Genomic DNA, 14570 nt, shown 5'->3' with positions numbered 1-14570 from the left:
ATTTTTGGTGTTGACAATAGCAAGATTATGTGCGTAGAACGAATAACTCAGGGCAAAGCATTCGGATAGGAAAATTGCCGGCAATTCCGATGAGTTATCGTCCAATGCTTTGCCTCTACCGTATTTACAATTTGTTAGGGAGATTCTATTTCCAGCAACCCTGGAGGTGGCATCACTTCAAGGCGATGGGCTGGAAGATCCACAACCGGCACAATCTCTTTGACAAAAGGAATGAGAACCGTTTTTGATGCCGATGGTTTGGGCTGGCGTTTGCGTTTTCTTCCGCCCCTTCTGGCAGAAGGATGAATTTCCTCAACAGTGGCAACCTCGGATTCATCTGCTGGGGATGCCGATGCCGATGATTGATTAAGCTGCACCTGTAGCAAAGCGTTGCCGGCTGGGATCACGTCCACCACTGTACCCAACATTTCGCCATCAAGCTGGTTGAATACATCTAAACCAATTAAGTCCAGAACATGAAATTCATCTTCCTCTAAAGCGGGGCGATCGCTCATTTCCACCAGCAGGTGACTTCCCCGCAACGTCTCCGCCGCCTCCCGATCTTCTATGCCGGCAATTTCCACCGCATATATCCCCTTCCCTGGAATAAAGCGCCCTCCCAGCAATTCGATGGGTTCTGGTTCTTCGCTGCCGGTGCGCCGCAACCACCGGCGTCCCGGTTCTAAAAACCGCTCTGGAAAATCAGAATTAGGGTAAACCCGCACCGCACCACTCACACCTTGAGGGGCAACGATTGTACCAATTTCTAGCCATTTGTCATCTGTCATTTGTCATCTGTCATTTGCGAATAATGCGATGTGGGGCTTTCTGGGTGATTTTCCGCTTCCAGCAATTGACCCTTCACATAATGATGGTAACAATATAGAGTCACGGATAAAGCTTAGCGGAACGGGTTAGCCGAAATTGCAGCAGAACTTTAGTCTCCTAGGGATGCCGGCTGAAGAATCTGTGATTCTCCGACTCAAGATAAACGGACAACACAGCTTGGGTGATTTTTCAGTGCATAAGATTCACCGGCATTGCACTGGCATTGAGAATTTTACGTCAACTGGGCCACTTTGAACCCTGCTTGCCGGTTGCTATCCTCCTTAGCCAGCCGGCGAAATTTCTTTTTTGGCCTCTAGTCAGTGACCAGTTATTTCACTAAATTAATGTATAGTCTTAGATCAAACTTTTGAATTTTTCAAAAAATTCAAGCTCCTAAGGCTTGTCCCACAAATTGAGCTGAACATAAAGCACTCATTTCTTGGCATATTGCTGTTCAGCTCCTTTTTCTCTAGCTCTCTCAACCTCAAACGTTGGGGCGGGTATGTGAGTTTTTATAGAAAGACAATCCTTAGGTTTATGTTTAATCCATCTCAGTGATGGCAGCATCGCGAAACCAAAGCAGTCGTGAATTAAACCCCCTAGACAGCCCTATGACAAGGAAGGAAGTGAAGAAAACGAAGAGGATTGGATAATCGGCTGCTGGGCGAAAGGCAAAATAGATGCTTCGGCTTACAGGTTAATTAAAGAGAGCCGAGGTTGCAATAGATATAGAGTGCGAAAGCAATTTTCGCTTTCTGTCAAAGAAATTACTGACACTTTTCTAGAGGCAATGTTGTCAATATCCGAGAAAATACTGAGAGATTGCTTGAAAAAATCACGCTTAATTGTGAGGTAAATCACTGCCCAAACTCAAGATATTTTCTATATTAAGAACAACAAAAGAAACGCGGTTCCAAAGGTCAACTAAATAAAGATTCGATAAAGTTTTTCCTAAACAGGAAAATTTAAAAGAGAATCAGGGAATCATCTAAATAAGCCTAAAACTGTCAAGGAGAATCTACCATGAAGTCCAAATTATTCGTCACCGCAACAGCCGCTGCCACTGCCACTGCACTCTTAAGTTTTTCCGCTCCAGCTCAAGCCAGCTTCTCATTTGGTACAAGCGGTATCAAGTTTGCACAAGACACCACAGTTAACTTTTCTTTTATCCAATCTAAAGGCGCTAACATATCAAGGTTGGGGATTTATGATGCCAACAAAAGCCTCCTGACGAGCCTGTTTCAGGAAAAGGGCCGCTCGGATGCGGGTGCAGGAGCTGCGGGCAAAGCTAGCGAATGGTTAGGAACTGCTGCTAACATAGCCGGCTCGACCAAAGCGTCCTACACATTTTTGGCAAATACCGTTTATTCTTTGGGTCTGTACAACCAAGGATGGGTCGGTAACTGGACAGTATTCTCCACCTCTAGCTTGAATACCAACGGTAACCAGCAAACTGTGTTTAACTCGGCTGGTGGCTCAGAAGGCAGCGCATTGAGCGGCGTGTCAAGCGTAAAGGCTAGCAATCCTTTTGTTAAAGGTGGCACGTTAATTTCTTTCGAGGATACCAAGGGCGGTGGAGATCGTGACTTCAACGACTTCACCGTTAATGCCGAAGCCGTTCCAGAACCCTTCACCATGAGCGGATTGGCTCTAGGATTGGGCGGTTTGGCGGCTGCTCGTCGCCGGCGCAACCAAAAAACTGCTTAAGCAACTGAGCTAGGCGGTTGATCAAGTCGATTGTCAATCAGTAACAAAGCAGTTGGTTCACATGGCCAACTGCTTTTTTATGAATAAAAGTGTAATTGTAGTCGGCCAATCCATATGTATTGAGCCGGCAAGGTAAAATAAAGAGAGTGCCGGGATGAAACTTTATTCATGCTTCAAACAACCAAAGTCTGAGTATTTTATTAACTTAAGTTGTGAAGAGGAGGCAGCTAAAACCTAATGAATTTGCCCAAACTTGTACAAGAACCCAAATTCTGGCTAGTCGCTGTTGCCGGCGTTTTAATGGCCTTACAGTTGACGCTCAGTGATCGATTCCAGCAGGTCGAGCTATTTGGCACCAGTATGCTCGCATGGGGGGCAGTGTCATTCCTAATTTGGGAAAAACATAGCGCTTTAAACATAAAAAGCAGTGTATTTGCTAAGTTTTTTGGCGCGACGCTTCTTGCGTTAGTTTTCGCAAAAACTGTATTTCTCTCCAGCTACGATCCCCTCCTGCGCTTTGTTCCGCTCATTTCAGGGCTAGGTTTAGGGTTGGTGGCATCCGATCTCAAAGGATTAAAGCAATACTGGCAAGAATTGATTATCCTTGGTTTTCCGATCTTCGCGCCCGCACCGGCATTCCTGGTCAAGATTATTGATATCTCGCCAATTACAGCTAAAGTTGCGGCGATGATGCTTTGGTATAGCGGGTTTAACGTCAGACGTGAAGGATTATTTTTACATCTTCCCACCGGCAGTGTAGAAGTTGGCAGCGGATGTTCTGGCTTAAGTGTCATTCTCCAGCTTTTAGGACTGGCGGTCCTTGTCTTGTTTATGTTCCCCACCACGTTACGGCAAAAAATCATTGTGCCGGTGGTTGCGGTGCTTGTAGGATTTGTCGTCAATAGTGGCCGAGTCGCCCTTATGGCTGTTCTGGCAGCGTCTTCCAATCCCAAATCCTTTGAATACTGGCACTTTGGGCAAGGATCTCTGATATTTTCGATGATTGCCGTATTGATTTTCGGTTTAATCACTTGGTTGGCGATCCTGCGAGAACAACCAGAAAATCAGGACGCTTAATTAAGCGTGGATTCACAAAAGTGTAGAAATTTACGCAGTGCAACTAAAGATTTTTAGGGAAAGTGGGGAGCCGCAGTTGCTTGAGAAAACTGGGAAGAATAGCTGAGTCTTCAAACTTTTTAGCCGGCATCCAGTGTCAAGATTCGCACACCCCCTCATCTTTTCTATGAAGAGACGCAACTTGATTGGCAGTCAGCCCTAGTCCATATCCCTGATCCGAAAATACACTGAGATCAAGACATCTCCTGGTAAACTAGCATTACGTCAGCGCTGAAGAGTGGGCTTTTGCTTGAGTACGGGCAAACGAACTTGAGTAACTGTATCAATCGAACCCGGGATTAGCAGGCTACTCGCAACTTTTCTGCATAGCCTTTTTCAATCGGGCTATCAGGAAAATTGTAAAAAGTCTAGCCGGCTGTCTTTGCCGATAGCAAATGCTTTCTCCAAAGACACTGACCTCATTATAAAAACCACGTGGTTTTCTTGGTATCAGCGGTGGCAGCCACACTTCCCGCCACCTTAAGGAACCGAGCAAAATCGACTCATTTACGTGCATGGTGCCAATCTTATGACTCGAGCAGAAGGCGATGAAGGGCGGTCTATTTACAGGCTGCGTTGGGTGGGTTACGGTTTATTGTTGTTAGCGTTATTTAACACGGTTGAAATTTTTATTCCACCCGGTTTTATGAATCCTGGTTGGGAATTGCAAACGATTGGTGCGCTGGTTGAGCAAGTCCCCATTCCATTAATGGCACTGGTTCTGATCTTTTTTGGAGAGTCCTATGATCGGACACGACTGGAAAAGCCCTTATTAAAGTTGTTATCGTGGTTGTGTCTATTGCTGGCGCTTTTATTTCTGTTGCTCATTCCCTTAGCCCTCGTCAATACTTTGCGGGTTGATGACCAAGTTAACCAGCGAATTAACACCCAAGCACAACAACAAATTTCCCAACTGCAACAAGTTGAAGATCAACTGACAAAAGGAACGCCCGAAGATATCAGAACACTAGCGACTCAGCTTAATAGCTTAGGTATTGCTATTGATAGCCAAAATCCTGAAGAAATTAAAAGTCAAATTCTTGCCAGAATTCCGCCGGCTAAAGCTCAGTTGCAACAGCAAGCCCAAACCGAACGCTCGAATCAGCGCCTCGGCTTAGTGAAAAGTTCTGTTAAATGGAATTTAGGGGCCTTAATTTCTAGTGTTTTACTGTTCATCATTTGGCGGGGCACCGGCTGGGCGCGGCGATAGTGTACGTGCTTGAAAAAATAATCTAGAGTCAACCTCTTGCAAAAGTCTCGAATTTCCTATTGATATTAAACACCAGCCATTAACTTATCTGTGTTTAAAAAAAGACTTTTGCAAGAACTCTACTTTATTCAATTGACGAAACTTTAATAATTCTGCGCCCCTCAAGTAACCAGAGAGCAAAGGAAAAATTGAGTAAAATCTCAAGTAAATAACCGACTCACAGCACAAGTGAAATCTGGCAGCAATGGCGAAGTCAACTCATCACTCGCAAACAGTGTCGCCACTAACTGTAATTTAGCGCTTTCCCGACGGTAAATCTCAACTTTTTGCAAACGCCAATCAACAATCCAATACTCTTGAACTCCTCGTGATGAGTAAAGTTTGAGCTTAGCTTCTCTGTCTCGCCGTTCATTCTCTTTACCCAGCGATAACACCTCCACTACTAACTCAGGTGCATCGGTTAAATGTCCCGAATCGTCTACTAATAGCGCTAATCTTTCATTGCTAATCCAAATTACATCGGGTTCAACATTGTTAGCTTCGCTAAAAACAATGCCCGGATTAATAAAGCTTTCCCCTCTTCCACTAAATTGCGACCAAATATCAAGTTCTCGATAAATTCTGCCACAGGTGCGTTGATGGTTCAAGTGAGGCGATTTTGACATAAACAACTCCCCATCAATAATTTCATAACGTGTACCGTTGTCGGGCAACAGTTCTAAGTCTGCTGTCGTCCAGCGCACGCCCTCATTTACTGTTTGGCTCATAATGAAAGGCTCCGTAAGCTTTTATGAGATTTCAGAACCGGCAAAATTAGATTCTAAAAACACAATCATCGATATTTTAATTATAAATCACCTCATTACTTGCCAATGCAAAATCTGCTAAAAATTCTATCTAAAACTGATTCAGTGACTTCTTCACCAGTGATTTCTCCTAACGCTTGAATTGCCCCGCGTAAGTCAATTGTCCAGAAATCAAGCGGAAGCTGATTTCCAATGGTGGCGCTGACTTGTTCCAAAGCAGCCTTAGCGCGAGTCAGTGCCGCAGCTTGCCGTTGATTGATTGCTAAATCTAGATTGGCGGCTTGCAGGTTGCCCGCATTAACCGCTTCTAAAATAGCTTTTTCTAAGTCTTCAATGCCTTTACTTTGGGCAGCAGATGTAAAAATTTTAGAGCCTGGATTCTGAATTTTTGACTGAATTTCTGTCTTTTCTGCTGCTTTTAACAAATCAGTTTTGTTAATAACCAAAATTACCGGACGATGTTTGACTTGTTCATAAATCTCCTGATCTTCAGGTGTCCAACCAGCACCGGCATCAATGGTTAACAGCACCAAATCAGCCGCCTGAGCGACCGAGCGCGAACGTTCTACTCCTATTTTTTCCACAATATCGACTGTGTCTCGGATGCCGGCAGTATCCAGCACCTGCACCGGCACCCCCCCAACCACCAACTGAGACTCCACCACATCACGAGTTGTACCTGGAAGATCCGTAACAATTGCCCGATCACTGCGACTCCAAGCATTGAGTAAACTCGACTTCCCCACATTTGGACGCCCGACAATTGCCACCTTTAAGCCGGTTCGCAGCAATTCTCCCCGATCAGCCGTTGCAAGAATCCTTGACAGTTTCTCTAAAATATGGTTTATCTCTGCGATAATTTCCGGCTCATTTAAGGGCGGCAAATCTTCCTCAAAATCAATCCGCGCCTCAATTTCGGCCAAAACATCCAAGCAAGCTGTCCGCAATTGGCGAATGGGAGTTGCTAATTTGCCCTGCAAGCCGGCAAGCGCAGCTTGAGCAGCTGCCGGTGATTGCGCCCCGACTAAATCAGAAATACTTTCCGCCTGAGTCAAATCGAGCCGGCCATTCAAAAACGCCCGCAGGGTAAACTCTCCAGGCTGTGCCAGCCTCGCCCCCAACTCCAAACACAACTGCAACACCTGCTGCACCGGCATAATTCCCCCGTGACAGTGAAACTCCACCACATCCTCACAGGTGTAAGAACGGGGCGCTTTCATAATCAGCAACAGCGCTTCATCCACAACCTGCTGAGTATGGGGGTGGCGGATGTAACCATAAAGAATTCGGTGGCTTTCCCAAACCTGCCGGCCTCCTGGCGCGTGAAACAAAGTTTTGGCAATTTCCAGCGCTTGCTCGCCCGATAGCCGCACAATCCCGATACTGCCTTGTTGCGGCGCTATTGCCGTGGCGATGGCTGCAATCGTTGCCCCTTGCGTGAATGTCTCTGACATCGTTCCCCCTGCGTCTATAAAATTAAGTCTTCAGTTCGCTTCAATCACACAGTCCCTTTTCTAAAAATAAAGATAAACACCCGCCAACGATAAGCCCCGACTAGAAACTTAGGGAAAAATAGAAGTTGTGGGCAGGAGGCGGCGGCAACAACCGGCATTTCGCTCTCCTGCCGCACCATCGATCCATATCAGGCACGGGGGCAGTTGTGATTGGCAAACTATTAGATGGACGTTACCGGATTACTGAAGTTTTAGGATCAGGTGCCTTTGGACAAACTTATCTGGCAGAAGACACTCGCCGGCCTGGAAATCCTCAATGTGTGGTCAAGCAACTGTGCCCAACCAATAACGGTTCAAAATCCTTGCAAGCCGCTCACCGGCTATTTAAAAGAGAGGCAGAAACCCTAGAAAAACTGGGAAGACACAACAAAATACCCCAACTTTTAGCTTATTTTGCCGAAAATCAGCGATTTTATCTCGTTAAAGAGTTTACGCCGGGACATCCCCTCACCCAAGAAATTGTAGCCGGTGTCCCTCTCTCAGAAGAACAAGTGGCCGGTATCTTGGTAGAGGTGCTTGAGATTTTAGTCTTCGTGCACGGCAATCGCGTGATTCACCGCGACATTAAACCGGCAAACTTGATTCGGCGGGCTTCTGACAACCGATTAGTTTTAATCGACTTTGGCTCGGTTAAAGAAATTACCGCTCAAATTGCCCAGGGACAAGGCCCGTGGACCATTGCCGCCGGCACGCCTGCTTATATGCCGGTGGAACAGTTTCAAGGCAACCCTCAATTTAATAGCGATATCTACGCCCTGGGCATGATTGCCGTGCAAGCACTCACCGGCTTACCTGCCATCGACTTACCAAAACTTCAAGACCCCAACACCGGCAAAATCACCTGGCGGCATCGAGCGATCGTCAGCTCACAACTGGCAGACATCATCGACAAAATGGTTCACCACCACTATGGTCAACGCTACTCCTCAGCCGCCGCTGTCCTTACCCCCTTAAACAAGCTGCCGGCCCTCTCACAACTGCCACCGCCGCCAGAAACGATTGTCACTCAGAACGACCCACCGCTGCGGAAATTGCCTATAAACCGCTCGATTTTGGCAGCAATCGTGGCATTTGTGGTCTTGTCGGGACTGTTTCTGCTGTCCCTGCGTCCCGACACCACCAAGTCCCAAGAATTTTACACGCGTGGGTTAAAACGAGCGGAAAGCGGCGATCAGCAAGGAGCGATTGCGGAATACACCCGCGCCGTTCAATTGAATCGCAATAACGTTGAGGCTTATTACAAACGGGGAAATGCTTACTACGATTTGGGGGAATTGGACAAAGCGATTGAGGATTACGATGAAGCAATCCAGCGAAATCCCAACTACGCCGATGCCTACTACAACCGGGGACTGGCTCAATATGATCGCGGCAACCAGCGCGGTGCCATTGAGGATTTCAACGCGGTGATTCGCCTTCACCCCCAAGATAGCGGGGCTTACTATAAAAGGGGAGTCGCTTACTTTGACCTCAAAGACTACAGCACCGCGATTCAGGATTACACGGAAGCAATTCGGCTTAACCCCGATGATGCGAAAGCTTACCAGGCAAGGGGAATCGCTCGTTTGGCTACAGATGATAAGCAGCCGGCGCTAGAAGATCACACGAAAGCGATTTTGCTTGCCCCTAATGATGCGGATGCCTACTACAGCCGGGGCAGAGCACGCTTTTTTCTGGCAGACTATCAAGGGGCGGTGGAGGATTACACCGAGGCGATTGGGCGAGATCCCAAGCATATCCAAGCCTATGGCAATCGGTGCGGTGCTTATTTAAATTTGGGCCAACATGGGAAAGCAGTTGCAGATTGTACGGAGGCGATCAAGCTGAATCCTAATGATGAGATCGCTTATGATAATCGCTGTATTGCCCAGCACAATGCCGGTCAGTACAAACAAGCGATTGAGGACTGTAGCCAAGCGATTCGCATTAATGCCGGCAATCCTAAAGCCTATAGTAATCGTGGGTTGGCGAAGGCTGCTGCCGGCGATAGTGCCGGTGCAATTGAAGACTACACCCAGGCAATTCGCCTCAATCCGAGTGATTCCGTCGCCTACAGCAATCGCGCCGTTGTCCAGTCCAAACGGGGAAATTACGCCGGTGCAATTGCTGATTATGCCCAAGCGCTGAGGCTGAGTCCCACGTTTGCCGGTGCTTATTTGGGACGAGGACTTGCCCGTGCTCAGATGGGAGATCGAGCCGGTGCGATTGAAGACGTACAAAAAGCCGCTACGCTTTATTTAGAGCAAGGCAGGCCGAGTGGGTACAAGGAAGCTCAGCAGCAGCTCAACAAGCTGCGGCAATAGCGAGGTAGGAGGGGGAAGCATCAACGGATAAATATTTACCTCAACGCAGAGATTTTGTGCGCGGATGTTTTGCCCCTACGAGATGTTTTTCTCCCGCTTTTCCTCTCTCCCTTTTTTATCCCTTTGCCCCCGTTAGCCCATACAATTTTTTGCCAAAATCTACGAAAAATGGCTAGGGTGTTGTGATGATTGGCCAACTTTTAGATCGACGTTACCGGCTTGTTAAACTTTTAGGCTCAAATACATTTCGACAAACCTATCTGGCTGCGGATACACACCGGCCCGGTTATCCTCAATGTGTGGTTAAGCAATTGCGTCCACCCAATAACCACTCCAGGACGTTTAATATCATTCAACTTTTATTTAAAAAAAAGGCAGAAATTCTAGAAAAGCTAGGAAAGCATGATCAAATTCCTCAACTCTTAGCTTTTTTTGAAGAAAACAAAGACTTTTATATTGTTGAAGAATTCATTGCCGGCCAATCTTTAGCGGAGGAAATTGTCGCCGGTGTACCTTTGTCTGAAGACCAAGTGTTCCGCCTACTGCAAGAAGTTTTAGGAATTTTAGTTTTTGTACATCATTTTGGCGTAATTCACCGAGAGATTCATCCGGAAAATATTATTCGACGCCAGTTAGATGGCAGGTTGGTTTTAATTAACTTTGAAGCGATTCAAGAAAGCACCTCTAAACCTTCTAATTCCCAAATTGGGCAGTTTGCAGCTCCACTGGGTGACTCGGCTTACAAATCGATTGAACAACTCCAAGGCAATCCCGTGTATAACAGCGATATTTATGCTTTGGGGATTATTAGCATTCAAGCATTAACCGGCTTGCCGGCAGAAGATTTAACCAAACTACAAAATTCTGATGCATCTCATGTCGGTGAATTGCTTTGGCGACACCGAACACAAGTCAGCCAAGAACTAGCAGATATTCTCGATAAGATGATTGTATCTGACTTTAGAGATCGCTATCAAACCGCGCTGGATGTTCTCACGGATTTAAACAATATTGGAAACAACTCTGGAGACAACCAGCCACTGCAAATGTTGGTAACGCTTGAGCAAAACGATAGCAAACGCCAGCCTCGTTTTCGGGAACCCGCCTTTAGGCAAAAACTTTTGCTGATCGGGGCAGGTTTAGCTGCATTGATTGCGATTGCCGGTTTAGGCTTAGAATTTCACCGGCAAGCACAGCAGAAGGCAAGCAATTTAAAAATTAGTGAGTTGGAAAACTCCACCGATAGCGATCACCTAGGGGCAATTCAGAGCTATAACCAAGCAATCCTACTCAATCCTAATAACGCAGAAGTTTACTACAAACGCGGAAATTCTAATTATGATTTGGGAAACTTGGAGGACGCGAAGGCAGATTACACCCAGGCAATTCGCCTTGATTCCAAGCACGCCAAAGCATACCAGAATCGAGGACTTGTTTATTCTGACTTAACAGACTACCGGGCAGCAATTGATGATTATAATCAGGCAATTGTTTTGCAGCCTGATGATGCGGCAGCTTACGAAAAACGAGGTCGGGCTTATTTCAATTTAAACGACTATAAGGCAGCAATTGAGGACTATACTCAGGTAATTCGTCTTAATAATCAGGATGCGTTTGCTTATATCAATCGTGGATTAGCACGTTCTGCTGCCGGGGATAAACAGGGAGCATTAGCAGATTATACTCAAGCAATTCGCATCGATCCCAACAGCGGAGATGCTTTCTATAGCCGAGGCAGAGTCCGTTTTTATTTAGCAGATTATCAGGGCGCGATGGAAGATTATACGGACGCTATCCGAGTGAATCCTAAATTTGCAGATGCCTACATTAATCGATGCAGTGCCCTATTGAATTTGGGGCAATATCAGAAAGCGGCTGCGGATTGTACCCAAGCGCTTAAATTCACTCCTAATGATGCGATTGCTTATGGAAATCGCTGTATTGCCTACTTTAATTTACGTGATTATCAAAAAGCAATTGAGGACTGCACCCAGGCAATAGGGCTAGATTCTAATAATTCTAAAGCTTACAGCAACCGAGGTCTGGCTCGCGCTGCCGCTAAAGATAAACCAGGGGCAATTGATGATTTTACAAAGGCAATTCGCACTGATCCAAGTGATGCCGTTGCTTACAGCAATCGCGCAGAAGTTCACTCTGATTTAGGAAATTATAGTAGTGCAATTGAAGATTACACCCAAGCAATTCGACTGAAACAAGATCATAATGGGGCTTATTATGGCAGAGGTTTAATTCGCGCTCGCATGGGTGATAAACAGGGCGCGATTGAGGATTTTCAAAAATCTGCTAAGTTGTGTATAGATCAAGGAAATACGGGATGTTATAACGATGCCCAGTATCAAATCAAAAAGTTGCAGTCCTAATCAAACGAGTCAGATATTGTAGCCCAAGGCTATAGTGATGTTGATGGGTTAAAAATACTTCTGTATTGCAAAAAGTCTAAAATAATATTAGCCGCCGGTATAGCAAAGTAGAAATAGACAATGGATCGCGAATTCTATAATCGAGGATTAGAAAAAGCGCGTCAAGGAGATCACCCAGGCGCAATTCAGGAATTTAACCGTGCCTTGCGAATTAATCCTGACTTTGCGGAAGCTTACCACAAGCGAGGGTTGGCACACTTCGACTGTGGAGAGGCGCGGGAGGCAATTGCGGATTACACGCAAGCTTTGTCCCTACAACCGGCGAGTCTTGACGTATACTTCAGCCGGGGAATCGCTCATTTGGCGCTGGCAGAGGCACCGGCAGCCATTGAGGATGCGTTGCAAGCTTTACGCATCGATGCCAATTATGCGCCGGCTTATCGCCTTCAGGGTAGTGCTTACCGCCGGCAGGGAGATATCCAAGCAGCCATCACCAGTTTTAAACAAGCGGCAGAATTATATCTTGAGCAAAAGGATGCCGTAAATTGCCGTAAATGTCTGGATAATGTCAAACAACTCCAGCCGGCACCTTTAGTTAAAGAAGAAAGTAAAACACGGCTGCCAATTGGGGAACATAAAGAATTTTTTAATCAAATCTTGCAACGGTTTGAAGAAGGAGATAAACGGGGCGTTATTGAAGATTTAAATTGGGCGCTGAAAGTCGATCCTCAAGATGCCCAAGCTTACCGTTGCCGAGGAATTGTTCGTTACAAGCAAGAAGATTATCGGGGCGCAATTTCTGATTTAAACCAAGCTTTGCGATTGAATTCCCAGGATGCTGTCGCCTATCATTACCGGGGGATGGTGCGTTCTCAAATGGGAGATCACCACGGTGCAATTGCTGATCTAAACCAAGCACTGCAAATTCTACCGGAAGCTGGGAAGGTTTATGTCGCCAGAGGCAATGCTTATCGAGCTGTTGCTAATTATCAGGGCGCAATTAAAGATTATACACAAGCACTGCAAATTAATCCTGATGATCCTGAAGCTTATTATAATCGGGGAATTGCTCAATCTTGTTTAGAAGAAATGAAAGCAGCGATTGCAGATTATCAAAATGCTGCTAAATTATTTTGCGATAAGGAAGACTGGGTTAATTATCAAAAAGCGCTGGATAGTCTGAAATTAATTCAAGCTTCTGTGCCGAAACAAACGGCTGCCGGGGTCGCGAATCCTTTATGGCAAAAACTTGTACGACTGGTTGGGGGTTATTGGGAAATTGCTGAGCGATTAATTGAGCAGGAAAGAGAAAAATTTCCCGATATGCCGGAAGAGTGGTATTGGGAAAAAGTGATTTATGATCTGGAGCGTGATCGGGAGTGATGGGCTAGTTAGTGGATTTCAGGTAAGAGTTTTAAAATAATCTTTAAAAAATATTGAGGAATGCCGGCTATGTCAGAAAAAGATTACTCATTAGATGAAGTCTTAGGAAGAATTGGCAATGCTTACCAAGAAGCAGAAAGCCATTTAGGGCAGTGTAATGTTTTGGTAATCGGGAAAACCGGCGTTGGCAAAAGCACTTTAATTAATGCGGTTTTTAAAGAACGTTTGGCAGAAACCGGCATTGGCAAACCGATTACTCAAGGAATCCGGCAATATACTAAACAAGGATGCCCAATCACGGTTTATGATACGCCGGGATTAGAACTGAATACAGAACAAATTGAACGGGTGCGGCTAGAAGTTGCTAACCTCATTGAAGATCAAAGAATGCAGGATGCCAAACAACACATTCATGTTGTTTGGTATTGCATCAGTCATGAGGCACGCCGGTTTGAGGAAATTGAGGAAAGTTGGATTAAAGCGCTGGAATTGAAAGATGTGCCGGTGATTCTAGTTCTGATGCAAACAACTACGCAAAAGTCAAGTGAATTTTTCACTTATTTGGAAGGAAAAAATTTACCTGTTAGTCAAATTGTGCCGGTGATGGCGCTACCCAAAAAAGTTCACGATGACTTTCCGCCTGTAGAAATACACGGTTTAACACGGTTAGTCGAAGCAACTTTAGAACTTTTGCCGCAAATCGCAAAAAAGGCATTTGTTAGAGAACAAATTGCCAGTATTGAGATAAAGGCTAAAGAAGCTTTGAAGTATGTAAATGCTTATGTCGCCGGCTCGTCTCTTATTGGGGCTTCTCCGATTCCTTTCTCGGATGCGCCGCTATTAATGACGATGCAAACGGCAATGCTGGCAAATATTACGGTAATTTTTGGTTTGCCCTTTGATCGGGCTTTTATGAGTACGGTGGTGTCTGCAATTGTGGGTGCCGGCGGCATGGCAGCAGTGGGCAGAGCATTTGTGGGAAACTTACTTAAAATGATACCCGGTGCCGGCTCGCTTGTGGGTGGAGTGATTGCCGGCTCAACGGCAGCAGCCCTAACAATGGGACTGGGTTTATCTTATATAGAAGTTCTAAAAATTTACCTAAGAGCCAAAATCAAGGGGGAAGAAATCTCTCGCCCAGACCTGACAAAAATGGTTGTAGACTTTTACAAAGATTATATGACTTCAGGCCGGCAAAATTTGAAGGATGACGACGAATCGCCCCCACCCCGAAATATTGACATTCAGTAAGCTCCCGAACACGGTAAAATAAGCCAGCCACAGGTTGGTTTCCATTCAGCAGATTTGCATTTTCAAGCTTC

At 45.7% G+C, this 14570-nt stretch carries 10 protein-coding genes; 7 read left to right on the top strand and 3 right to left on the bottom strand.

What is annotated here, in order from left to right:
• Positions 1–134 precede the first annotated feature (134 nt).
• On the bottom strand, positions 135–788 hold the full coding sequence (rimM, locus tag H6F56_RS13015; RefSeq protein ID WP_190668801.1) for a ribosome maturation factor RimM: 654 nt from the start codon (positions 786–788) through the stop codon (positions 135–137).
• A gap of 1063 nt (positions 789–1851) precedes the next feature.
• Here rimM and H6F56_RS13010 point away from each other — a divergent pair.
• The 3 genes from H6F56_RS13010 to H6F56_RS13000 all read left to right on the top strand — a co-directional run bounded on the left by H6F56_RS13010 (position 1852) and on the right by H6F56_RS13000 (position 4861).
• The gene (locus H6F56_RS13010; RefSeq protein ID WP_190668799.1) at positions 1852–2535 is read left to right on the top strand and encodes a DUF4114 domain-containing protein; all 684 of its coding nucleotides are present in this window, start codon (positions 1852–1854) and stop codon (positions 2533–2535) included.
• A 237-nt stretch (positions 2536–2772) separates the two neighbouring features.
• A complete protein-coding gene (gene crtA, locus H6F56_RS13005; protein WP_190668798.1) occupies positions 2773–3612 on the top strand; it encodes a cyanoexosortase A in 840 nt (279 codons plus the stop codon).
• 568 nt (positions 3613–4180) lie between these two features.
• Positions 4181–4861, top strand: coding sequence for an HpsJ family protein (locus H6F56_RS13000; protein ID WP_190668796.1), 681 nt, complete (start codon positions 4181–4183; stop codon positions 4859–4861).
• Between the two features lie 200 nt (positions 4862–5061).
• Here the strand turns inward: H6F56_RS13000 and H6F56_RS12995 are convergent, their stop codons facing one another.
• Together H6F56_RS12995 and mnmE are read right to left on the bottom strand one after the other, a co-directional pair.
• Entirely contained in the window at positions 5062–5628 is a 567-nt protein-coding gene (locus H6F56_RS12995) for a Uma2 family endonuclease (protein ID WP_190668793.1), read from the bottom strand.
• A 95-nt stretch (positions 5629–5723) separates the two neighbouring features.
• Positions 5724–7121: a tRNA uridine-5-carboxymethylaminomethyl(34) synthesis GTPase MnmE gene (mnmE, locus tag H6F56_RS12990; protein WP_190668792.1), complete on the bottom strand. Its 1398-nt coding sequence runs from the start codon at positions 7119–7121 to the stop codon at positions 5724–5726.
• A 125-nt stretch (positions 7122–7246) separates the two neighbouring features.
• Between mnmE and H6F56_RS12985 the strand changes: the two genes are divergently transcribed.
• The 4 genes from H6F56_RS12985 to H6F56_RS12970 all read left to right on the top strand — a co-directional run bounded on the left by H6F56_RS12985 (position 7247) and on the right by H6F56_RS12970 (position 14499).
• On the top strand, positions 7247–9484 hold the full coding sequence (locus tag H6F56_RS12985) for a tetratricopeptide repeat protein (RefSeq protein WP_309236518.1): 2238 nt from the start codon (positions 7247–7249) through the stop codon (positions 9482–9484).
• Positions 9485–9669: 185 nt separating this feature from the next.
• Entirely contained in the window at positions 9670–11865 is a 2196-nt protein-coding gene (locus tag H6F56_RS12980) for a serine/threonine-protein kinase (RefSeq protein WP_190668790.1), read from the top strand.
• A 120-nt stretch (positions 11866–11985) separates the two neighbouring features.
• Positions 11986–13248, top strand: coding sequence for a tetratricopeptide repeat protein (locus H6F56_RS12975; RefSeq protein WP_190668788.1), 1263 nt, complete (start codon positions 11986–11988; stop codon positions 13246–13248).
• Positions 13249–13317: 69 nt separating this feature from the next.
• Positions 13318–14499, top strand: coding sequence for a YcjF family protein (locus H6F56_RS12970; RefSeq protein ID WP_190668786.1), 1182 nt, complete (start codon positions 13318–13320; stop codon positions 14497–14499).
• The last annotated feature ends 71 nt before the right edge of the window (positions 14500–14570 follow it).

The organism is Microcoleus sp. FACHB-672, from assembly GCF_014695725.1.
Classification (GTDB): Bacteria; Cyanobacteriota; Cyanobacteriia; order Cyanobacteriales; family Oscillatoriaceae; genus FACHB-68.
This window is presented reverse-complemented; position numbering and strand designations above follow the sequence as displayed.